At 30.3% G+C, this 24,188-nt stretch carries 22 protein-coding genes and 1 pseudogene; all 23 read left to right on the forward strand.

Features of this window, described 5'->3' with window-relative positions:
• Positions 1 to 7 precede the first annotated feature (7 nt).
• Complete coding sequence (locus QWY87_RS13725; RefSeq protein ID WP_290292187.1) at positions 8 to 1,141, forward strand: glycerate kinase; 1,134 nt, start codon at positions 8 to 10, stop codon at positions 1,139 to 1,141.
• Between the two features lie 91 nt (positions 1,142 to 1,232).
• Positions 1,233 to 2,555 (forward strand): GntP family permease, encoded by a 1,323-nt coding sequence (locus tag QWY87_RS13730; protein WP_290292189.1) that lies wholly within the window; start codon positions 1,233 to 1,235, stop codon positions 2,553 to 2,555.
• 478 nt (positions 2,556 to 3,033) lie between these two features.
• Entirely contained in the window at positions 3,034 to 4,149 is a 1,116-nt protein-coding gene (gene gmd, locus QWY87_RS13735; protein ID WP_290292190.1) for a GDP-mannose 4,6-dehydratase, read from the forward strand.
• Positions 4,142 to 5,248, forward strand: coding sequence for a GDP-L-fucose synthase family protein (locus QWY87_RS13740; RefSeq protein WP_290292191.1), 1,107 nt, complete (start codon positions 4,142 to 4,144; stop codon positions 5,246 to 5,248). The genes gmd and QWY87_RS13740 overlap by 8 nt, the downstream gene beginning before the upstream one ends.
• Positions 5,249 to 5,642: 394 nt before the next feature.
• Positions 5,643 to 6,059 carry a sugar 3,4-ketoisomerase gene (locus QWY87_RS13745; RefSeq protein ID WP_290292193.1) on the forward strand — a complete coding sequence of 139 codons (417 nt, stop codon included), beginning with the start codon at positions 5,643 to 5,645 and terminating at the stop codon, positions 6,057 to 6,059.
• Positions 6,043 to 6,465 (forward strand): sugar 3,4-ketoisomerase, encoded by a 423-nt coding sequence (locus tag QWY87_RS13750; protein WP_290292195.1) that lies wholly within the window; start codon positions 6,043 to 6,045, stop codon positions 6,463 to 6,465. The genes QWY87_RS13745 and QWY87_RS13750 overlap by 17 nt, the downstream gene beginning before the upstream one ends.
• A 10-nt stretch (positions 6,466 to 6,475) precedes the next feature.
• Positions 6,476 to 7,147 carry a DUF4956 domain-containing protein gene (locus QWY87_RS13755; protein ID WP_290292198.1) on the forward strand — a complete coding sequence of 224 codons (672 nt, stop codon included), beginning with the start codon at positions 6,476 to 6,478 and terminating at the stop codon, positions 7,145 to 7,147.
• Positions 7,147 to 8,694 (forward strand): hypothetical protein, encoded by a 1,548-nt coding sequence (locus tag QWY87_RS13760; protein WP_290292200.1) that lies wholly within the window; start codon positions 7,147 to 7,149, stop codon positions 8,692 to 8,694. Before QWY87_RS13755 ends, QWY87_RS13760 begins: the two co-directional genes overlap by 1 nt.
• Positions 8,695 to 8,699: 5 nt before the next feature.
• Complete coding sequence (locus QWY87_RS13765) at positions 8,700 to 10,418, forward strand: hypothetical protein (protein ID WP_290292202.1); 1,719 nt, start codon at positions 8,700 to 8,702, stop codon at positions 10,416 to 10,418.
• Entirely contained in the window at positions 10,393 to 11,061 is a 669-nt protein-coding gene (locus QWY87_RS13770) for a VTC domain-containing protein (protein ID WP_290292205.1), read from the forward strand. The genes QWY87_RS13765 and QWY87_RS13770 overlap by 26 nt, the downstream gene beginning before the upstream one ends.
• 93 nt (positions 11,062 to 11,154) lie before the next feature.
• Complete coding sequence (locus tag QWY87_RS13775; RefSeq protein ID WP_290292207.1) at positions 11,155 to 11,709, forward strand: acyltransferase; 555 nt, start codon at positions 11,155 to 11,157, stop codon at positions 11,707 to 11,709.
• Positions 11,706 to 12,806, forward strand: coding sequence for a DegT/DnrJ/EryC1/StrS family aminotransferase (locus QWY87_RS13780; protein WP_290292209.1), 1,101 nt, complete (start codon positions 11,706 to 11,708; stop codon positions 12,804 to 12,806). Before QWY87_RS13775 ends, QWY87_RS13780 begins: the two co-directional genes overlap by 4 nt.
• Positions 12,807 to 13,081: 275 nt before the next feature.
• Positions 13,082 to 14,485: a lipopolysaccharide biosynthesis protein gene (locus tag QWY87_RS13785; RefSeq protein WP_290293713.1), complete on the forward strand. Its 1,404-nt coding sequence runs from the start codon at positions 13,082 to 13,084 to the stop codon at positions 14,483 to 14,485.
• Positions 14,482 to 15,786 carry a glycosyltransferase family protein gene (locus QWY87_RS13790; protein ID WP_290292211.1) on the forward strand — a complete coding sequence of 435 codons (1,305 nt, stop codon included), beginning with the start codon at positions 14,482 to 14,484 and terminating at the stop codon, positions 15,784 to 15,786. The genes QWY87_RS13785 and QWY87_RS13790 overlap by 4 nt, the downstream gene beginning before the upstream one ends.
• On the forward strand, positions 15,783 to 16,982 hold the full coding sequence (locus QWY87_RS13795; protein WP_290292213.1) for an O-antigen ligase family protein: 1,200 nt from the start codon (positions 15,783 to 15,785) through the stop codon (positions 16,980 to 16,982). Before QWY87_RS13790 ends, QWY87_RS13795 begins: the two co-directional genes overlap by 4 nt.
• Before the next feature lie 367 nt (positions 16,983 to 17,349).
• Positions 17,350 to 17,631: pseudogene (locus tag QWY87_RS17905) on the forward strand (CatB-related O-acetyltransferase); the annotation flags it as partial.
• A gap of 8 nt (positions 17,632 to 17,639) precedes the next feature.
• Positions 17,640 to 18,776 (forward strand): glycosyltransferase family 4 protein, encoded by a 1,137-nt coding sequence (locus QWY87_RS13805; RefSeq protein ID WP_290292216.1) that lies wholly within the window; start codon positions 17,640 to 17,642, stop codon positions 18,774 to 18,776.
• Between the two features lie 28 nt (positions 18,777 to 18,804).
• Positions 18,805 to 19,545: a glycosyltransferase gene (locus QWY87_RS13810; protein WP_290292219.1), complete on the forward strand. Its 741-nt coding sequence runs from the start codon at positions 18,805 to 18,807 to the stop codon at positions 19,543 to 19,545.
• A gap of 42 nt (positions 19,546 to 19,587) precedes the next feature.
• Entirely contained in the window at positions 19,588 to 20,094 is a 507-nt protein-coding gene (locus QWY87_RS13815; protein WP_290292221.1) for an LbetaH domain-containing protein, read from the forward strand.
• A gap of 4 nt (positions 20,095 to 20,098) precedes the next feature.
• Positions 20,099 to 20,749, forward strand: coding sequence for a dTMP kinase (locus QWY87_RS13820; RefSeq protein ID WP_290292223.1), 651 nt, complete (start codon positions 20,099 to 20,101; stop codon positions 20,747 to 20,749).
• Positions 20,746 to 21,855 (forward strand): phosphotransferase, encoded by a 1,110-nt coding sequence (locus QWY87_RS13825; protein ID WP_290292224.1) that lies wholly within the window; start codon positions 20,746 to 20,748, stop codon positions 21,853 to 21,855. The genes QWY87_RS13820 and QWY87_RS13825 overlap by 4 nt, the downstream gene beginning before the upstream one ends.
• Positions 21,848 to 22,981, forward strand: a complete 1,134-nt coding sequence (locus QWY87_RS13830; RefSeq protein WP_290292226.1) for a glycosyltransferase family 4 protein — start codon at positions 21,848 to 21,850, stop codon at positions 22,979 to 22,981. Before QWY87_RS13825 ends, QWY87_RS13830 begins: the two co-directional genes overlap by 8 nt.
• Positions 22,978 to 24,186 (forward strand): glycosyltransferase, encoded by a 1,209-nt coding sequence (locus tag QWY87_RS13835; RefSeq protein WP_290292229.1) that lies wholly within the window; start codon positions 22,978 to 22,980, stop codon positions 24,184 to 24,186. Before QWY87_RS13830 ends, QWY87_RS13835 begins: the two co-directional genes overlap by 4 nt.
• The last annotated feature ends 2 nt before the right edge of the window (positions 24,187 to 24,188 follow it).

The raw sequence follows: 24,188 nt of genomic DNA on the forward strand, positions 1-24,188 counted from the left end.
TAGTATTATGAAGATTGTCATCGCACCAGATAAATTTAGAGGATCTCTAACAGGAATAGAATTTTGTTGGATCGTTAAAGAAGCCATATGGAAAATAATTCCTGATGCTGAAATCGTAGAAGCCCCTGTTGCAGATGGAGGTGATGGTACCTTGTCAGCGCTTGAGTCCCAAGTGCCACATGGTAAAAAGTTACTGGAAGTGCATGACCCCTTATTCAGAAAAATTGAAGCTGCTTTTTTGTACAATGAAGATTTTAAAATTGCCTTTGTAGAAATGGCTGAAGCTTCTGGGCTTAGACTTTTGAAGGAAGATGAATATAACTGTTCTAAAACCACAACTTATGGAACCGGGGAATTGATCAAAGCAGCGCTGGATGCAGGTGCAGAAAAAATCATATTGGGAGTTGGAGGTAGTGCTACGTGCGATTGCGGTATGGGTATGGCTGCCGCTTTGGGTTATGAATTTTATGATGCAGAAGGCAAGGCAGTAGAGCCTATTGGCGAAAATTTATCTTCGGTGAAAGAGATTAGAACTGATAAAGTAGATCCTCGTGTCATGACAACAGATTTTGAAGTGGCCTGTGATGTTATTAGCCCCTTGTATGGAGAAGACGGAGCGGCATATATTTATGGACCACAGAAAGGTGCCAGTAAAGAGGAGATTGAGTTTTTGGATAAAGGATTGAGAGATTTCAATGAAGTTTTAATTGAGACTTTTAATAAAGATATAAATGATATATATGGTGCTGGTGCCGCAGGCGGTATGGGCGCAGGGGCACTTACTTTCCTAAATGGAGAATTGAGATCAGGAATTGAAATGGTTAAAGAAATGATACGTTTTGATAAAAAGATCAAAGATGCAGATTGGGTCGTTACAGGAGAAGGTAAGTTAGATTTTCAAACCCTGACAGGTAAGGCAGTGAAAGGAGTGTCAGAGTCTGCACAGGATCAAAAAATTCCTGTAGCTGTATTTTGTGGACGTATTACCTTACCCCAAGACGCCTTATCAAATATGGGCATACAGTATTCAGCATCAGTCATGCTAGAGGCCATTGATTATGATGATGCGATAAAGAACGGAAGGTCTTATCTGGATAAAATGGCAACGGATTTTGCATTGAGGGTGCAAAGAGATCTGTGATGGAATGCATGAATGATATAAATAGATTACCAAAACCAAAACCAAAACCAAAAACTTAATACTTAACCCTTAACACTTAGTCCTTAGCCCTATGCTAATTCTGATTTCCCTTGTTCTTGTTGTAATATTGATGATCGTAGCCTCATCAAAATTTAATGTCCACCCCTTTTTAAGTTTACTCGCAGCTGGTATCTTTATGGGTTTTATTGGCGGTTTATCTGAAGCTGAGATTACAAAAACCTTGATGGAGGGCTTTGGGAAAACACTCGGAAGTATTGGTATTATTATAGCTTTCGGAACAATCATTGGGGCTTATCTCGAAAAAAGTGGCGGAGCCATGTCTTTAGCCAATTGGGTCATTAAAAAAGTTGGGAAAAAGAATTCGGCTTTAGCGATGAACCTTACCGGTTTTATTGTTTCAATTCCGGTGTATTGTGATTCAGGCTTTATCATTCTTTCTTCTTTGATGAAAGCAGTTAGTAAACGCTCCAATATTCCCTTAATAGTTCTTGGTGTTTCTTTGGCATCAGGACTATACGCAACCCATGTTTTTATTCCGCCTACACCAGGCCCTTTGGCAGCTACTGCAGCACTCGATGCAGATCTTGGTTTGGTAATTATGTTGGGCTTTGTAGTGGCCATCCCAGTTGCTTTGACTGGCATGTTCTGGGGAAAGTATATAGGAAATAAGATTGGCAAGCCAATTGCCTTAGACACGAAGTCTACAATAGAACAAAAGAAATTGCCTAATACCACGAAATCATTTGCTCCTTTGTTGGTGCCGATAATTTTGATTGCCTTGAATTCAATTGCTGCCTATCCGACACATCCTTTTGGAGTTGGAAGATTCGCGGAATTTTTACAATTCATCGGTCATCCAGTGATAGCCTTGTTTATTGGCGTTGCGCTGGCATTTCAATTGCGACAGAAAAAATCAAAAGAGACACATACCCAATGGGTAGCACAAGGCCTAAAACAAGCCGGTGTCATTATTTTAATTACCGGAGCAGGTGGCGCCTTTGGCGCAATCTTAAGAGCAACTGGCATAGGTGATTATATCGGGGAGACCTTCTCAGGAATGGAATTGGGCTTGTTATTGCCCTTTCTTATAGCAGCCATTTTAAAAACAGCCCAAGGCTCATCCACTGTAGCTATTATCACAACGGCGGCCATCATCGCTCCGGTAATGGAAAGTTTTGGTCTGGACACCTCTTTTGGCCGGGCCCTTGCGGTCCTGGCGATAGGAGCCGGAGCCATGACAGTTTCACATATTAACGATAGTTTCTTCTGGGTTGTAGCACAGTTTACCGAAATGGACACCAAAACTGCATTGAAGAGTCAGACTGTGGCAACTTTGTTGCAGGGGTTGGTAGGAATTGGGGTTGTTTTGGTATTGGGATTGGGGTTGATTTAAGGGTTAAGAGTTAAGGGTTAAGAATTAAGTGAGGAGTGAGGGTTTCGGAACTTGGTTAAATTGTTCAATTATCTTATTTATATGTAGTTCCGAAGCCCTCACTAAAAGCCCGCACTTAGTTTACTTTTGCCGACACAAAATAAGCAAATAGTTCCATCACCTAATAGATTGTCAATTTTAAGTTTTAGAATCAAAATTTCAGGTTTTTAGACTCAATTTTTATGCATTTAAAAGTCTATTTTGACCTCTATTTCTCACTTATCATTTGTCCCTTCTCCCTTTATTTATTTATTTAAAGACTACGAAGGCTTGCAATTCAACTAAACCATTGACTACACGCTTGTTAATTGCCTGTTAATTTCTTTATTATTTTAGACCAATTGAGGCTTTGAAACTGTAATGAAAAAATTATATTTGGGGCATTGTAAATAAATGGAGAATTTTATCTAATATTTTACAGATTAATTGAATTTGATATATGAAAAAAATTGCTTTAATAACTGGTGTTACAGGACAAGATGGAGCCTACTTAAGTGAGTTTTTATTAAAAAAAGATTATATAGTTCATGGGATAAAAAGAAGGTCTTCCTTATTTAATACGGACAGAATAGACCACTTATACCAGGACCCTCACGTAGATAATCAAAACTTTGTTTTGCATTATGGTGATATGACAGACAGCACTAACCTAATCAGGATTATACAGGAAGTACAACCCGATGAGATCTACAACTTGGCTGCAATGAGTCATGTTCATGTTTCCTTTGAAATGCCCGAATATACAGGGAATGCGGATGGGTTAGGAACTTTAAGGTTGTTAGAGGCGGTTCGTATGCTAAATATGGATAAAAAGGTTCGTATTTATCAGGCATCTACTTCTGAGCTATATGGTAAGGTTCAGGAAGTGCCACAAACGGAAACAACACCGTTTTATCCAAGAAGCCCATATGCAGTTGCGAAAATGTACGCCTTTTGGATTACGGTAAACTATAGAGAAGCTTATGGAATGTATGCCTGTAACGGCATCCTGTTTAATCATGAATCTCCTATTAGAGGAGAAACGTTTGTGACAAGAAAAATTACAAGGGCTGCATCAAAAATAGCCCTTGGTCTGCAGGATAAATTATTCTTGGGTAATTTGGATGCTAAAAGAGATTGGGGGCATGCTAAAGATTATGTAAGGATGATGTGGATGCTACTTCAACATGAAGAAGCTCAGGATTGGGTTATTGCCACGGGAACCACAACTTCTGTTAGGGATTTTGTGAAAATGTCCTTTGATTATCTGGGAATTGAGTTGGAATTTAAGGGTGAAGGCGTTGATGAGAAAGGTTTTATTAAAAAATGTCATAATTCAGATTTTCAATTGGAGAATGGAACTGAAGTAGTGGCTGTTGATCCAAGATATTTTAGACCTACAGAGGTTGATTTGTTAATCGGAGATGCAAGCAAGGCTAAAGAAAAACTGGGTTGGATTCCTGAATTTGATTTAAAACACTTAGTAGATGATATGATGCAGAGCGATTTAAAACTAATGCAAAAGGACCAGTATTTAAAAGATGGGGGTTATAATGTGTTGAATTATTATGAATAAAGATTCAAAAATATACATCGCTGGCCATCGGGGCTTAGTAGGATCGGCCATTCTTAAGAATTTAAAAGAAAAAGGTTATACTAATTTCCTTACCAGAACACATCAAGAACTCGATTTAAAAGACACTAATGCTGTGGCCGAATATTTCTCAAAGGAGAAACCGGATTACGTTTTTTTGGCAGCGGCAAAAGTTGGAGGTATTATAGCAAATAACACATACAGGGCTGACTTTATCTATGATAATTTATCGATCCAAAATAACATAATCCATCAGAGTTATTTAAACGGTGTAAAGAAACTGCTGTTTTTGGGAAGTACTTGTATTTATCCAAAAAACTGTCCTCAACCTATGAAAGAGGAATATTTGCTGACTGATACACTGGAATACACAAATGAACCTTATGCCATTGCGAAGATCGCTGGTATAAAAATGTGTGAAAGTTATAATTTGCAATATGATACAAATTTTATTGCGGTTCAGCCTACCAATTTATATGGCCCGAACGACAATTTTGACCTTGAAAAATCGCATGTATTACCTGCATTGATCAGAAAAATGCACATAGGTAAAGCTCTTGAAAATAATGATTGGGATACTTTGAGAAGCGATTTGCAGAAGTTGCCAATTGAAGGCATTGACCATAACAATTCAGAAGAAGAAATTTTAGAAAAATTGTTAAAATACGGAATTTCTCGATCTGATGATGAATCATCTGACGGTGGAGGTTTGTCAGTAGAAATCTGGGGATCAGGAAAACCAATGCGTGAATTTTTATGGAGTGAGGATATGGCTGATGCCTGCGTTCATGTGATGGAGAGTATTGATTTTAAGGATACTTTTGATGCTTCAAACAAAGAAATTCGAAACACTCATATCAACATAGGAACAGGAAAAGAGATTTCAATAGCTGAATTGGCCCATATTATTAAAAAAGTAATAGGTTATAAAGGAGGCTTGTTTTTCAATGCAGATAAACCTGATGGTACGATGAGAAAATTAACAGATTCTTCAAAGTTGAAAGAATTGGGCTGGAAGTATCAAGTTGAATTGGAAGAAGGAATCGAGAGAATGTATGAGTGGTATTGTATGGAGGTATAAGGGTTAATGCCCATACAAAATAAAATGCTTATTTAAGCAAATGATCCTATAGTCTCATAGATTGTCAATTTTAGGTTTTAGATTCAAAACTTCAGGTTTTTGACTGAATTTTTATGCATTTAGAATGCTATTACGACCTCCACTGCTCACTTCTATCTTCTGCATTCTTCTTTATTTATTTAATTCAAGAATATGAAGGATTACTATTCAACTAAATCATTGACTATACGCTTGTTAATTGCATGTTAATTTCTTGATAAAAATCAATGCCTAATAGCTTTGTAACTGTATTGAAAAAATTATATTTGGGGATTGTTAAGATATCATCTGAATGGCTTCTGTTTTTAAAAGAAAATGGGAGTGATAAGGGCGAAGCAGTGAATAATATTGAATTATGAGTTTAGATAAAGTCAAACTAATTAGTTTACCTAAAATTTCAGACCCTCGAGGTAATTTAAGTTTTTTTGAAAGTGGTGTTCATATTCCATTTGAAATAAAGAGAACTTACTGGATATATGATGTGCCTGGAGGAGAAATTAGAGGTAGCCATGCCTTTAAAGAATCACAAGAGTTTATTGTAGCGCTTTCTGGGAGTTTTGATGTAATTTTAAATGATGGAAATCAAGAAGTAAAATACTCATTAAATAGATCTTATTTTGGGTTATATGTCCCAAAACTTATTTGGAGAAGAATGGAAAATTTTTCAACAAACTCATTAGCATTGATTGGAACTTCTCATGAGTATCAAGTTGTTGATTACATTAGGAATTTTGAAAAATTCAAATTATTGAAGAATGAAAAAGAATCATAATACTGTTCATGACTGTTCTATTTTTGAATTATCACGTATTCAAAATCGAGCTGGCAATATAACTCCTGTTCAGAATAATCAGGATATCCCGTTTGAAGTAAAAAGAATTTTTTATTTGTATGATATTCCAGGAGGCATTGATAGAGGAGCTCATGCACATAAAGAATGTCATCAGTTCTTAATAGCTGCATCTGGAAGTTTTGAGGTTCAATTAGATGATGGAAAAGTAAAAAAAACTATTATGTTAAATCAACCATATAGAGGCTTGCATATTCCTCCAGGTATTTGGGCTTCTGAAGTTAATTTTTCTTCGGGAGCAATTTGCTTGGTTTTAGCCTCACATATATATAATGAAAATGATTATATAAGAAATTACAACGAATTTAAATTAAAAATTAAAAATTAAAAATTAAAATATGGAAGATTTACTATTCAAAAGTGAGTTTTATGAAGATATTAATTACAGTAGATTTATTGTTGGAATAATTCTTTTGATTTTATTATCAAAAGCACTTCAGTATGTCTATAGAAAGTATTCTGACTCTCCAACAAATAAAAAATCATTTTCATCTATATTTGTATTATTTTCAATATCTATTTTTTTAATTGTTACAACAATTAAATCATCCTTAGCCTTATCTTTAGGTATGGTTGGAGCACTTTCTATAATCAGGTTTAGAACAGCAATTAAAGAACCTGAACAAATGATTTACTTTTTAGGTATAACAGGTGTTGCTATAGCAATTGCTGCGGAAAAAGAAATTTTAGCTTTAATAGTTGTGTTGGTGTTCGTTATTTCTGCAATATTGAATAACAAATCAAATAAGGATAAAAGAAATTCAAACCTGAATTATTTATTAATCACTTTGCAATTATCGGAGGAACATAATGATTTAGATATCGTTTATGAATTGATGAAATTCGATAAAACAGGGAATTTAAAATGTAAAAACTTCTATGAAGATGATGGATATAATTTAAGGCTTACTTTTTCAGTAAGTAATACTGAAAATCTAGATACGACACCATTAAAACAAATCATTAAAAGTTTAGACATTAAACATTTTAGTTTAAAGATGATTGATTAATGAAAGTATTTAAAGGTGTCATTGTTATAGTAATCTTAATGTTTTCATTAATTGCGTTTTGTATAAATGTTTTACAAAATACGAGACCATACTCATATCTAGGAGAAATATATCCAGGTCCATATTTTAGACCTATTAAATGGTATTCTATAAATAACTTTTTTGATCATAAAGCTTATGGGTTTAATAAACCGTCTTCCAAAGATGCAATATTAGCTGATTTTTCAGATAATGACATTAGATATAACGACTCAATAATTGACCTAATGACAATTCCAGAACATTATATTGATGATGATTTAAAAGAATGGAAAAAAAGTCATTTGATTTATAAGGGGAAGAGATATAAAATTAAATATAAATTCCATGGTTCACATAATTACAATTACAAACAAGGTAAAATTTCATTAAAGTTACGATCTAAAAAAACAATTAATGAGGCAAAGCAGTTTAGTTTGATTTCAGGATATCAAGAAGCTTCCTTCATAAATATATTTCTTGCATTACAAGAACATAAAGGAAAACTTATTGCTCCAGATCCAGGAAGTATATTATTAGCAAATTTGAATGGTAAAGTTGAAGATTTCTGGTTTACAGAAGATATGTCAAATGATTATTTAAAGTACAAGTATGGGTTGGAGAGTTTCAAAATTTTTGAAGTTAGTGATAATTGGATGAGAAATGGAGGGGCTCATTTCAGTGAATTAGATGGGTTTTATTATTATTTAGATGGTGATAATTCAGAACAAGATTCCGAAAATTATAATAAATATAAAGTTTTTATAGAATCAATAAATAATAATGAAAAAAGTGATCATTTTCCAAATACTGATTATGAATATATGGGAAGATTTTTAGCAAATCTTTACTTTTTTTATGATGCCCATCACATACAGGGTGATAATAATAAATATTTATTTGACTATTCAAATAATTTGGTCTATCCAGTTGCTAGAAATGAAGGGGTTTATGAAAAAATAAATAACATACTAAATTTAGATCAAGGGATCTTTGATACTAGAAAATCTCCTACTGCAATTTTTTATAAAAAAGCGGTATGTAATGATAGTATTAAGTTCTACAGGGACTTAGAGCTTTATAGATTAGTAAAAAATAGAGACAGAACTCTTTATGAATTGGATAGCATAAAAAGTAAGTACAACAATTATCATAAATACTATAATGTTGCTTACATGAATGTAAGATATAAATATAAAAAAATCAGGGATGTAATAATACATAATAGTAACGCCTTCTTGAAATATTTAGAAAATGGAGAGGTTGCAATAGCTTATGATAAAAAAAATAAAAAAATAAAAATTGCAACAGACTATAGGGTTCCTCTTAAAGTTATAGATATTAAAAGTTCAGAATCATTTATTTTTAAAGGAGTAGAATTTAAATATAAGGATGGAGTAATTAAAGCAGGTTTAATTGAAAATGAATATACTTTTAAAGATTCAATAAATAAAAGTCAATTAAAGATTGTGAATATGATTACTAAGGACACGGTGCCAAATAGCAACATTATTTTTAATTATTACTGAACATTATGAAGGCTATTTTACCTATACTTTTTTTATTTATTATTAATGCATGCAAAGAACCTGTAAATATTAATAAAAAAAATGTAACATTAAGTCTTTCAAATAAAGAGCTTACAAAGTTGTTTGAAGGCCAGGAGCTTTATGCTATAAAAGGGATTAAGTCAAAGTTTGAAGGTGTGAATGCTCGTGTAAAAAGTATATTATCTCAAAAAGATTACATTTTACACTTAGATTTTAATAACCTTTATTATGAAGGGTCTAATGAATTGATTTTACATTCTAATATTGAATATTTTCAAGTTTATAATTCCTTGAAATGGTTTATTGAAAAAAACAAATTAGTATGGCCAAAAACAGATTTATTAAGAGTCAATTTTAAGAGTGGTCTTCACAAAAATTTTGTATTACTCAATATACCTGATAAAGAAAGTTTAGAGTATAATGAAAAAAGGTTTGTTCAATTATTAGAATACAATTCTAAAAAGAGGAGGTTTGAAGTTGATGAATCTGAGATATTAAATATAGTGGATTATAATACTTGTTTTGATTATGATTATAAATCAATGGTGATATTATATGTTTATTTAGATGAAACAAAAATTAAATTTAATTCCTATTCAGGAATAAAGATGGCGCCTAATCCAATAACTAACCTGATAGAGTTCGTTATAGATTATAGTTATATTTCTACAAATACAACAGGAATTGGATTTGAAGAGTGTATGACTCAATTAAGCCAGGTAAAAAAAATAGATTCATTAGAATTCGAAAAAGAAATGAAAAATTTTCTTTCAGAAAGAGAATTAAAAAGAAAAGGAATAGAAGTCGACAAAAAGTTCAAAGAATATATTATTAAAGATAAGTTAAATCTTTATGAAGATTTGTGTTTGTCTAATGTAGATTTAAAAATAGAAGAGAATACTGAAATTAATTTATATAATAATTCAAAGATAATAATAGATAAAGGTATGATTAGTTTTAATGGTACCATGAGCCAACCAGTTCATATAAATGGTTATGGGGAAAATTCCATTTTTATTACTGATGTGAAAACCTGTTTATTTAATTATACTTTTATTAAGGGGCTTTCAAATTGGTCGGATTCATGTAAAACAGTGCCTTCTGCAATTACTATATATAATTCTAATAGTGAATTTAATTTTTGTGAGTTTGAAGATAATAAACGTGGTGATGATATGATAAACCTATTTCAATCAAAGTTTACAATTAATAATTGTTTATTTAAAGATATTTTAAGTGACGCTTTAGATTCCGATTTTAGTCAAGGATCAATAATAAACTCATCATATGTTAATATAGGTAATGACGCTATCGATTGTTCTGGTTCAAATTTAGAAATAATTAATTCAAGTTTTACCAAAATTAGTGATAAAGCAATTAGTGCAGGTGAAAATAGCAATATTGATATCTCAAAGTCTAAAATTACAAATTCTGCTATTGGATTTGTGTCAAAAGATGGTAGTATTTTAAATATAAAGGAAAAAAATGTATTGAACGAAAATGAATTGGATTTTGCGGTTTTTATTAAAAAAGAATTTTATAAAAAACCTTCATTATACTTTGATGGTGAAATGAGTGACTACAAATATTTGATTCAAGAAAAAAGCATAGTTGAATCAAAAGACCAAGATTCTAGTTTGATTTTTTTAAAAGAGGTGGAAACAAAATTATATGGAAATGAGTTTGGAAAATCTTCAAAATAATTATAGATATGAAAGAAAATACAAATTAAATGTTTCGGAATATGAAATATTAGTTCATGATTTGTTATCTGAAGGAATGAAAATTCATCACCCAGCTAGGATTGTTAATAATATTTATTTTGATACATTGAATTTTGATTCGTATTTCGAAAATGTTGAAGGAGAGAGTGTTAGAAACAAATATAGATTAAGATGGTATGGTGATCGGTTTAAAAAAATATCCCCGACGTTTGAGGTTAAAATGAAAAAGGATCAGGTCAATCAGAAAATCAATTTAAAAATACCTGAAGTAATGTTGAATAGTTATGATGATATTGAAGATGTTTATAATCATCTTTTAAATTTCATGAAAGATAAAAAACCAACATTTTATTTTGAGATGTTTAATAAAACTCCCACTCTTTTAAATGGGTATAAAAGAGATTATTACTTATCAAAAAATGGAGATACCCGATTAACTATAGATAGAAATTTGTTTTTTTATAATTGTAGAACTAACCAAGAATATGACCAAAGTGAAATTATAGTAGTTGAGGTTAAATATGCCTCAAATGTAACCCCTAGAATTAATTTTGATAAATTTAAATTAATCTTGGGAAAAAATTCTAAGTATGTTTCAGGAATTAATTATACTAAGTTCTAAGTATAAAATATTGGAAACATAAATTATATTTGTTTGACCTAGTAACTCATGGGTTTAATGAAGAAAATATTAACTACAGTTAATGATTAATAAATGAAATATTTCTGTCATAACACAGCTGAGGTTCAAACGGATAATATAGGGAAAGATTCTTTTATTTGGCAGTTTGTTGTGGTATTAAAAGAAGCAATTATCGGTTCTAATTGCAATATTAATTCTCATGTTTTTATTGAAAATGATGTTATTATTGGGAACAACGTTACTGTAAAATCAGGGGTGCAAATCTGGGATGGATTAAGAATAGAAAACGACGTGTTTATCGGCCCCAATGTTACTTTTACTAATGATTTGATTCCAAGATCAAAACAGTTTCCTCAAAAATTTGAAAAAACTATTATAAAAAAGGGAACTTCAATAGGAGCAAATGCAACTATTATTGCTGGAGTTACTATACATGATTATGCTATGATAGGTGCTGGTTCAGTTGTTACAAAATCAGTAGGTAAGAATGAATTGTGGTTTGGAAACCCAGCAATGCTAAGAGGTTATGTAACAGAAAAGGGCAGATTGCTTGATCTGAATTTGAAAGACAAACAATCAGGTAAAAGTTATAATTGGTTCAACAATCAATTAAAAGAAAAATTATGATTAAATTTTTAGACCTTCAAAAAATCAATGCTCAATATGAGCAAGAATTGAAGGAAGCTGCTGTCAAGGTTATAGATTCAGGATGGTATTTAATTGGGAAAGAGCTAGATTCTTTTGAGCAAAACTATGCGAGTTTCTGTGGAACAAAATATTGTTTGGGTGTGGCAAACGGATTGGATGCGCTTCGCTTAATTTTTAGGGCATATATAGAACTAGGCTTAATGAAGAAAGGAGACGAAGTGATTGTTCCTGCTAACACCTATATAGCTTCCGTATTAGCAATTTCTGATAATAGTTTAGTTCCTGTTTTTGTTGAACCCAATGAACAAACATATAATTTAGATAGCGAAAAAATTGAGAAAGTAATAACAAATAAGACTAAAGCAATTCTTACAGTGCATTTATATGGGCAAAATTCTGTCGATGAAAAAATACTTGAAGTTTGTAAAAAGAATGACTTAAAGCTCGTTGAAGATGCGGCACAGTCTCATGGAGCTTTATGGCAAGGCAAAGTTATGGGAAGTATTGGTGACGCTGCTGGCCACAGTTTTTACCCTGGTAAAAACTTGGGAGCCTTAGGTGATGCAGGGGCTGTTACGACAAGTGATGAGACGTTGGCTAAAACGATTAAAGGACTTAGGAATTATGGGTCGGAAAAAAAATATGAAAATATATATAAGGGATTTAATTCCAGATTAGATGAAATTCAAGCTGCCTTTTTAAATGTCAAACTGAAATATATTCAAAATGATATTAAGGCAAGAAGGGATATAGCATATTATTATTTGAAGAATATTAATAATTCTAACATAACCCTACCCAATGTTTTAAGTAAAGAAGGACATGTCTGGCATGTATTTGTTGTTAGATGCAAAAAACGGGATGCTCTTCAAAAGTTTCTTATGGATAATGGTATTCAAACTCTGATTCATTACCCTATTCCAATTTTTAGGCAAAAAGCTTATAAGGAATTTAATCATATGAATTATAGCATAACTGATATGATACATAAAGAGGTACTGAGCATACCCATTAGTAGTGTTTTAGATAAAACAAGTTTACAGAAAATCATAGGAGTTATTAATTCTTTCAACTAGTATTCTTGTTTTAAATTTTGTTAATAAAGAGCAAAGCTTTGCATAAAGAATATTTGAATAAATAGTCTAATTGCATATAAAAACCTATTCAAACAGAGCACAAAAGGAATACATAATCACAAAAGCAAATTGCACTAAAATTTTCACAAATACTTGAGAAACAAATGGATTTTGAGATATTAATTTATATTAAAAACATTTGAAATCAAGTAGATAAATCAATTATTATCAATCAAACTAATATTAACTTACTATTAAAAACTAAAAGCGCTCTTATTTGGAATTTAGTTGAAAAATTATCGATTAAATTTGTTCGCTTTTTTCTTGGAATAATAATGGCAAGAATTCTTCTACCAGAAGATTTTGGGTTAATTGGTATGCTTTCAGTTTTTGTCGCAATTGCTCAAGTATTGACTGAAAGTGGCATGGGAGCCGGTTTAATCCAAAAAAACGATCGTTCTGATGATGATTTTTCAACAGTTCTTATTTTTAATTTTATTGTTAGTGTTTTATGTTATATAATGATATTTATTTTTGCACCATTCATAGCAAGTTTTTTTGAAAAACCTGAATTAGTTTTAATTACTCGGGTTTTAACATTAAACATAGTTATTAATTCTATGGTTATAGTTCAAAGAACCAAAATGATTATCGAATTTGACTTTAAGACTATTGCAAAAATAAATTTTATTGCTATTTTTATTAGTGGGATTTCAGGTGTTTTATTTGCCTATTTTGGCTATGGTGTTTGGGCATTGGTTATACAAAATTTACTATTTTCAATTTTTACTACTTTTCTTTTTTGGGTACTATCAAGATGGAGATTCTCATTAGTATTTTCTACGAATTCATTTAATAATCTATTCTCCTATGGTTATAAATTATTATTTTCAGGTGTTTTGGTACACACTCTTAATAACTTATATAATATTATTATCGGAAAATATTATTCTGCTTCTGAATTGGGATATTATACCAGAGCGAAGGGTTTTGTTGATCTAGCTGAAGGAACTTTTTCTGGTATAATCCAAAGCGTTTCTTTCCCATTATTGTCCTCATTGCAACAAGATAAAATTCAATTGATTTTAGTTTTCAAGAAGATGATTAGAATGTCGGCTTTTGTTATTTTTCCTGCGATGTGTCTGTTAGCAATTTTAGCTGAACCCATTGTAATATTGCTTTTAACTAAAAAGTGGATATTTGTTGTTCCTTTATTGCAATACCTTGCTATTGCTAGAATATTTTATTCTCTTAGTTTAATAAATATGTCAATATTAAAATCGATTGGAAGATCTGATTTATTTCTAAAGGTAGACTTTTTAAAAATACCAATAATTGGGTTGGTTCTGCTGATTTGTTTAAATTATGGTATCATTTTTCTTGTAATAGGTCAAATTGTTATTTCTGCATTTGATTATATAATAAACACATATTACCCCGGTAAAATTTTGGGATATGGTTTTTTAAATCAATTGAAAGATTTATTACCAATTGTTTTGTTAACATCTGTAACATCTTCGGTTGTTTATTTTTTATCGATATCAATAGAACATAATTTGCTAAATATTTTTTTTAGTTCGGTAATTATGGTGACGATATATTTGGGTTTAAGTTATTTCTTTAAATTTAAAGAACTTGAAGAAATAATTCGATTACTAAAAATTCAAAAAAATATATGAATCAGGGAGCTCTCAATAATTACATCATTATTACCCCAAATCTATCTAAAATCGGTGGTGCTCAAATGTATACAATGAGGCGATCAAATTATCTTAAAAAACTAGGTTATAATGTTATTATTATTACCGGACCAATTTCTGATTTTGTTTTGAAAAATAAATTTGAAGGAATTAGAATATTCGAAACTCTATATTTAGCAATTGAATTTGATATACTGCAGAAGGAAAACCGAGAATTATTTTTTTTACAAATTTCAAATTACATTAATGGGGATAATAATGAGTCTAAGGGAAAATTACATATAGAAAGTCATAATTCAAATCTTTCGCTTATTGGAGAATTTCTTGCATTCAAATTAAAAGCAAAACATATAACATATTTTTTGTTTGAGCAGAAAATGGCCTATGATAAGGGAGGTCAGATATATTCATTTTTTAAAAATAAAATGGCTTCTAAAGAGTTAGTGGGAATTACAAAACAGTCATTACCTATTATATTCAATACTGAAGTGACTGATGAGCATAATTCTTATGTGAATGTTTCATTAAGTGAAGATGAAATGGTCGAAGATAAAAATTGGAGATTTAATAAAGATTTTAAATATTCAATGAGAATCGGTATCATTTCAAGATTAGAAAAAAAATATGTTAGAGATACTATTGACTCGTTGATTAACTTATCCCAAACTTATAAAGACAAAAAGTTTCTTCTTAACATAATTGGAGATACGAAGTTTAAAGAAGTTGAATTTAAAATAAAAGAGAAAATAAGAAGCGTTCCTCATAATTTAGATATTAGATTCTTAGGCAGATTTTCTCCTGTGCCAAAACAATTTTTTTCTGAAATAGATTTCACCATTGGAATGGGAACCGCTGCTGTAATGAGTATTTCACAATCGTGTCCAGTTCTCATAATAGATCCTTTTACTAACCAAATTCATGGGTTTTTAGGGAGCGATGTTTTTAATTTTGCTTATAAAGATGACAATTCAGTCAAAAGTGAAATAATTGAGCTAAAGCTAGAAGCTATTTTAACCAAAGGGTTTGATAAAATAAAAATTTCTGAAAAAGGTTTAGCTTTTTTTAGTAGCGAGTATAGTTTTCAGGGAAACATGAGAAAACTAGATAATTTTATTGAATGTAGTGACAGAGTACTTCAGTATAATATTTTAGATAAGTCCGTGTTGTTAAATAAATTTTTAAGAAGACGCTTGCTTTTGGTCGTAGGTGTAAAATGGTATTTAAAAATTTCTACATTTTTGTTAAATTTTAGAAAAAGGAATCTTAATCCTGGGTTTTGAATAATTCAATTAAAATAGAGAAAATTGTTGATAAGTCTAATTCCAATGACTTTATGCAGATCCTTGCAATTTCTATTTTTGTGGCTTTTCCAGCTGTTGACTTTTTTGTTAATAATCAATTGGATATTGCAATTTGGGACTCATTATTAACAAAAGGCATATTATATGGTTCGATTTTGCTTGGTTGGTTGATGTCTTTAAAGAAAATATCTGGTTTAAAACTTTTTTTTCCATTTTTTCTTTTGATTCTGATTTTTTTAAGCTATTTCTTGACAGATAATCCTAATCAAGAGAACTCTTTCACTATTTTAATAAGTATAATAACTTTATCAATACCATTATATTATATTGTCATTTCAATAGAGGATTTTGACAATTTATATACTTATCTGACTTATTCAAGTTGTATTGCAATTTGTTTTGGATTTTTCACTGTATATTCTTATAGTTTATTGTATAATGATAGAGTATTCCCCTATATGGCTTTTTCTAATCAAATTTTGTTTCCAATTGTTTTTTTAATATTTTCTTATGGTAGAATCAGAAAATGGTTAAGTCTATTATTTATTTTTACGGGGGTTTTATTAGTTTTTATTTATGGTTCTCGAGGAGCTCAGTTATCTATAATACTTTCCATTATAGTAAGTTTTATGGTTTTTTTTAAGCCAACACTTAAAACCATTGGTTTGATATTAACAATTATCATTTTAATTTTTTTTATTGACATAAGTTTAGATAATATAAATTTAGTATTGATCGATATGGATGTCTACAGTCGATCAATTTCATTGTTATTAAATGACGATATAACAAACACTTCAGGAAGAGATATGCTCTATGATTCTGTGGTCAATTTAATTTATGATAACCCATTTGGAAAAGGATTCTTTTATACGGGAGATTTATTTACTGGCAGCTATAGCCATAATATAATTTTGGATTTTTTCCTTCATTTTGGAATTGTTTTGGGCTCGTTGTTGCTGTTTTTATTATTGATGCTTAGTTTGAAAAAGATATTTCAATTCAATTTGTTTATTGATAGCATTTTTTTCATGAGTATTTTTTTTTCAGTAGGCTTTGTGAAAATGTTATTCTCTAGTACTTATCTTTCAGAACCTTTTTTTTTCATTCTAATTGCATTATTGATAAATATAAATAAAAATAGAAAACATAGTCTAAATGAAAAGTATAGTTAGAAACTTTCTCAATTTTATAAAATATTTTTTTAACTCAGATATTATTTTAGAAAGTAATGTTCGGGTGTATGGAAGTAATTTCGAAGGGAAAAACAAAGTTTATTCGGGATCTGTTTTTGTTAATGGAAAATGTGGTAAAGGTACATATATTGGTAAAAATTGCCACTTTAGTAGGGCTGTCATTGGTAGATATTGCTCAATAGGAAATAGAGTGAGAGTGATTTTGTCTAATCATCCATCTTCAAAGTTTGTTTCTACTCATCCAGCATTTTTTTCAACACTCAAACAAGCAGGATTTACTTATTCAAAAAAACAGACTTTTGATGAGTTTCGTTACATAAATAAAAAGGAGAATATTGCTGCTTTTATAGGTCATGATGTTTGGATAGGCGATGATGTAACAATTATGGGAGGAGTCAAGATTAATCATGGGGCTATAATTGGGGCCAAAGCACTAATCACAAAAGATGTGGCTCCCTTTTCTATAGTTGGAGGTGTGCCTGCAAAATTAATTGGGAAAAGATTTAGCGATGAAGAAATTGAGTTTTTAGAGCAGTTTAAATGGTGGGAGAAAGATGAGAATTGGATTTCAAAAAATGCATATTTATTTTCAGATATTAAACAATTTATGAAACAATTCAAAATTTAAAATATTAAATGAAACTTTGTATAATAGTATCTAATAGTTTAAGAAAGGACCCAAGAGTTATAAAACAAATTAGATGTGCCTTGGACGCTGAAATTGATGTGTATTTTATTGGTTTTAAAGACAAATTTTACAACAAGGAGTTTCTTGATTCTGTTGGTTGTCATATTTCAATAGTTGATACCTATGTTGGTCAATTAAAATCGACATTGAAAAAACTAATAAGAAAATTTCATCATTTTTATTTACCTGTGAAATATATGATAAAAATTAAGCCAGATATTATCCATGCGAATGATTTTGACACTTTAATTCAGGCATATGTAGCTTCAAAAATAGTTGGTAGTAAATTATTATATGACTCACATGAAGTTTGTGCTGAAAACATAGGGATAACTGATAAAAAAATCCAGAAAAAAGTAATTATTATAATAGAAAAGTTTATTGTAGAAAGGATTGACGTAATGGTTTCTGTTAGTAATGCGGCTGCAGAATATTTTCGTGAAAAGTATAAAATAAAGATTCTTGAGGTAATAACAAATGTTCCATATAAAAGTAAAATTGAGTTTCCGGAAGAAAAAGACAAAGATAATTTTGAAGTACTTTATCAAGGTCTTATGCTAAGAGGAAGGGGATATGAGGAATTTGTTAAAAGTGGAGAATTTATTGATAGTAATATTAAATTGGTTTTAAGAGGCTATGGCAGTATTGAAGATGATTTGAAAAATATTATTTTAAATAATAATTTAGAGAAAAAAGTTAGATTTGATGGACCAGTCGAAGTTAAAGATATTGTTATGAAAGCATCTTGTTCTCACTTAGGAATTGTGCTTACACAACCTGTGAATATCAATTTCAAGTTGACCGTTTCAAATAAGATTTTTGAATATTTACAAGCTGGATTGCCAGTTTTAATGTCTGATATTCCTGAGCATAGATATTTGAATGAAAAGTTTAATTTTGGTATTATTATAACAGATTTTACATCTAAAGAGATTGCCAATGCTATTAATAGTTTAGCCTTAAATAGGCTGGAATATAATCGACTTAGAAACAACGCAATTAAAGCTGCTGAAACTCTATGTTGGGAGAATGAATCCATAAAATTAATTGAATTATATGAAAATATGTTCTTTGAGAAATCATAGATTACAATAATAATAAACTGCTTAATGAATGTTATCAATAGTCACACCCGTACTTAACGGAAGAAAATTTATACAAAATAACATAGAATCAATACAGAAACTTAGTATTCCCTATGAGCATATTGTTGTTGATGGTGGTTCAATAGATGGAACTATTGAATATGTAAGCCAATTTCCACACATTAAATTGCTTCATCAATTAGAAAATAATGGGATGTATGGGGCAATACATCAGGGTTTTAATGAGTCAAATGGTGATTATCTTACTTGGGTAAATGCTGATGACTATATTATTAAAACTGGCTATGAACTTATGTATAATGATATAGCTAGTAAAAAAGCTGATTTGATATATTCAAATTCAGTTTATCATTTTGTTGAAATTTTGCAATATAAAAAAATGTATGCTAAATATTTAGGTAGATTTTTGTTGAAACAAGGTATTATGCCTTTTGCTCAACCTAGTTCAATTTTTTCTAAAAAATCATATAATGAGGTTGGAGGGTTAAATTTTAATGATTTTAGAATTATTGGTGATCGAGATTTGTTTCAAAGAATGGCGTATAAAAGTGAATTTAAATTCTTATATATATATGTTGATTCCACAGTTTTTTTACGTTATAGTGATTCATTGTTATTTAGAAATAAGAAACTGTTAAATGAAGAGCACAACTATTGTATTAAGACAAATATTAGTTTGTTTAATCGAATTATTTTTCATTCATCAGGATATTTGAGAAGGTTTTTTAATCTTTTGGATTTTAATTAGAATATAGATTAATTATAGTTTATAAAACGAAAAATAACTTGAATGAATTTATTGAAGATTATTTTAGAGGATCAAAAAATTAATAAGGATATAAAAATTAGGTTTTCCCTTTTTATTTTTAGAATTGGAAATTTCTTTTGGTTTCAATCTAATTTATTTTATAAAATTTTATATTATATCGTAAAACTTTTTTACAAATTAGTTGTTGAATATTTATTAAGTATTGAATTACCATTAAATTCAAAAGTAGGCATAGGTCTAAAAATTGAACATGGATATGGGCTTGTAGTAAACTACAAATCCATAATTGGAGATAGGGTGACATTAAAACATAATACAACAATAGGATGTAAAACTAATTCCGAAAATAGATGTATTAAGTACGCCATTATTGGAAATGATGTTATAATCCACCCACATTCCTGTATAATAGGTGTGTCGATTGGAAATAACGCCATTATTGGAGCAGGGAGCATTGTAGTAAAAAACGTAGAAGCTAATTCTATTGTTGCAGGAAATCCAGCTAAATTAATTAAAACAAATAAATAATCTTATGTTGATAGCATTTTCAGGCCTTGATGGAGCAGGGAAATCAACTCAAATAGATTTGTTAAAGTCGTATTTTAAACAGTCTGGAGAAACAGTAAAATTATTCTGGAGCAGAGGGGGCTATACACCGGGAATGCAGGCGTTAAAAAACATCATGAGGAAGTCTAAAAGTTCTAAAATTCCATCAAATCATGGGAATTCTAAACAAAGAGACGAATCATTTTCAAATCCAACTGTCAGAAAAATATGGTTGTCACTAGCTATTTTAGATTTGATCCTTTATTATGGTATTTACTTACGGTTTAAGTCCGTTTTTGGAGTTAGAGTCATTTGTGATCGTTATATTTTTGATACACATATAGATTTTAAACTTAACTTTCCACAAGAGAACGTAGAGAAATGGTTGTTGTGGAAATTACTCCTTTTTTTTGCGCCAAGACCTAAGAGACATTTTGTGCTTACAATACCAGTTGAAGAATCTATTAGAAGATCAGCTTTGAAAGACGAGCCCTTTCCAGATTCGGAAGAAGTTTTAGAATTAAGATTAAAGGACTATTTAACCTTTGTCTCAGAAGAATCTTTTGCAATTCATATAGATGGCACAAAAGGTATTGATGATATTCATACATTTATAACAGAAGAAGTTTCAAAATGAGAATTTCACTACTAGAAGAAAGGGAGGATTTCGATAAAATTCTTAAAGTTACCCTAGAAAAGACCACTTTTTTTAAGAATCGAAAAGGTAAAATAGAGAAAAAATACTTTATCAATAAGTATTTAAACTTTATTGCAACCAATACCCTTTCTAGAACTGTTTTTCAGACACTTGTCAACGAATATTCTTCTTCACTAACTTGGTGGAAAAAAGGGATACAGCTTCTTTATGTAAAACTAGCTAGTTCAAAGCTTTTTAGAAGTTTTTTTGCACAAAGAGATATTCTGTTGTCTGAGGATTTTAAAGACTATCTAATTTTAGGAGGAAACCATAGAATTCGTTTGTTTTATGGCGAGTTAAAAGACAGTATAGTCATATTAAAATCAGGAGAAAATCAAAGGTTTATAAAGAATGACATAGCTATCCGAACAGAGAATGATTTGTCATATGCTCCTGAAATATTTGATTCAGAAAACGATTGGTTAAGAGAAGAATACTTCAACGGAGTTCCAATTAATCGTTTAAAAAGCAAGGAAAGAATTGAAATATTTATAGAACTTATCATCAAGAATCATTTAGAGGAATTGTTGTTACCTACTTCAGTAGAAATTCCTTTGAAAAATTACATTCAACTTGTTGAAAAAGAAGTGTTTGAACTTATTTCTGATAAGAAAATAATAGTAAAGGAATGTGTTTCTAGTTTGATTAAAAAAGTTTATTCTAAGTTATTCAATAAACTTTCAAGTACCATAGTAAAAACCTCTTGGAGTCATGGTGATTTTCAAGCGGCTAATATCCTAGTGCGAGACACACACTATCAAGTAATTGATTGGGAAGCATCTAACAAACGTTTTTATTTATATGATGTATTTACATTATTGAGTAAAATAAGAAGTAATATTCCTCTTAAAGAAGCTATTGAGAATTTGAATAAAGCAAATACAAACTTTGAGAATGCCATTGTAAGAAATTCAGATGAAATTATATTGTTTTTGATTGAGGAGTTGAGGTTTCAAATAAATGAAGAGTTTTCAGAAAATTTTTATTTTTCTGGAAGGAAAACAGAAAAATTATGCCATTCTATTATATCATACATTCTTGAGTAAAAAAGCAACACTAGTTAATCAAGTTACCGGGCCTTTATTTATTGATATTGCCAATGCTTATATTAGTAAATTTGATGAAGTAATATTAATAACAGGTTCTATAGAACCTACTTCTGCAGAATTAGATTCCAGGATCAAAGTTCTTATGAAATGTAAGTATAAAAGAAATAAAGGACATTTAAGAATATATACATGGCTTTTATTCTTCATGCAAATTTTTGTTTATATTCTGTTTAATAAAAATCATGGAAAAATACTGTTTGTGAGCAATCCTCCATTATTACCTTTTTTAGGAAGTAATTTTTCTGACAGAAAAAACTTTGACTTTGATGTGCTGGTCTATGACGTATATCCAGATGCGCTTTCAAACTTCGGTTATATTAAAGAAGGGTCACTTTTATATCGACTTTGGGATCGAATGAATAAGAAAGTATATCTAAAAGCTACAAGAGTTTTTACAATTAGTAATGTAATGCAGAAGGTGATTTCTAGAACAATCGAAAAAGATAAAGTTGAAGTAATTTACCCTTGGGTAGATATGTCATTTATTAAGCCGATAGAGAAGGAAAATAATTGGTTTGTAAAAGAACAAGGGTTGTTAGATAAGAAAGTAATTTTGTATTCTGGAAACATGGGGATAACTCACGATTTAATGACGGTTCTAAAGACAGCTAAAAAACTATCCTTAATAACGAATAACTTTCATTTTCTTTTTATAGGAGACGGGGCGCAGAAAGAAAAATTAGTTGCATATAAGGAAGATAATAAGTTAAGTAACGTTACTTTTTTACCCTATCAAGCTTCCGAAATATTACCATTTTCTTTTGCATCTGCAGATTTCGGAATTGTATCTTTAGGGAAAGGCGCAGAAGGGTTATCCGTTCCAAGTAAAACCTTTTATATGTTGGCAACAGGATCAGCGATCATTTCAATCTCAAAACCAAATTCTGAAGTTAGTAATTTGTTGAGAGATAATAGCTGTGGAGTTTCTATTGGTCCTTCAGATTATCAAAGTTTATTCGAATTCTTAATTTCTATTGGAGATAGTGATTTGAAAAAATATAAAGAGAATTCAAGAAGTTTGAGTAATCATTTTACTCATAAAAATGCATATAAATTCCTATGAAAGTTTTAAATTTATCAAATGTAGCAGGTGTTACAAGTGGAGGGATTGGAGATGTTGCACAAGCAATGACACGACATCAAAACAAGTTGAATGTAGAATCCAACTTATGGTTTCCAGGGGGCGACGATAAAAAAACAGAAGTACACAAGCTTACGGGTGTTCCTTTGAATCAAATTGAAGCGATTAAAACAATTGGGCCCCACCATTTAGGAATTGCCCCCAGTTTGATTAAGAAAAGGCATTTTGCTATTGAGAATTTTGATATCATTCATCAACATGGAGCATTTTTACCAATTTCATTATTTACAAAATCACTTTCTAAGAAAATAAAAATATTGATTAGTCCTCACGGTTTATTTGAACCAGAAAGATTAGAAATGCAGTCTCGAAAAAAAGCAATTGCCAGGTTTGTTTTTGAAAACTCTAATTTTAAAAAAAGTGCATGTTTAGTGACTTGTTCTAATCAAGAAGCTTTAAACTTAGCAGCGCTAAAATTTAACGTACCAATAGCAATTTTGCCTAATGGAATTGAAGAAAGTTTTTTGTTAGAAAAAACAACGGTAATAGAAAGAACTTCATTTAGAGATGAGAAAAACATTCCAATAGATAAAAGAGTGTTGCTTTTTATTTCAAGAATTCACCCTTTAAAAGGTTTGCCATTATTATTAGAGGTAATTTTAAAAATAAAAGCCGAATTTCAAAAAAGTAATTGGCTGCTAGTCATTGCTGGTATTGATGAAAACAATCATGAACAAGAGCTGAAAAAGTTGGTCAAAGAATATAATTTGGAGGAGCTAGTTCAATTTGTCGGACCTGTTTTTGGCAGAGAAAAAATATTGATGTTCGATATTGCTTCGACATTTATATTACCTTCACATAACGAAAATTTCGGAATTGTGGTTATAGAGGCTTTGGCTAGAGGAATTCCAGTAATTACTACAAAAAATACGCCTTGGGCCGATTTAGAAGATTTCAACTGTGGTTGGTGGGTTGATAGAAATGAAAAAAGCATCACATTAATACTTGAAAAGCTATTAAAGCTGGATTCACAAGAGTTATCAACAATGGGAGAATCAGGAAAAAAACTAGTTGAGAAGAAATATTTATGGACATCTATTGCAAGGCAGTCTATTAGTTTGTACAAATGGATTTTAAGTGATTACAGTGAAGACTTTAAGTCAGGATTTCAATTGTTAGAAAAATAAAA

This window comes from Lutimonas halocynthiae (assembly GCF_030409835.1).
In the GTDB taxonomy this organism is placed as follows: Bacteria; Bacteroidota; Bacteroidia; order Flavobacteriales; family Flavobacteriaceae; genus Lutimonas; species Lutimonas halocynthiae.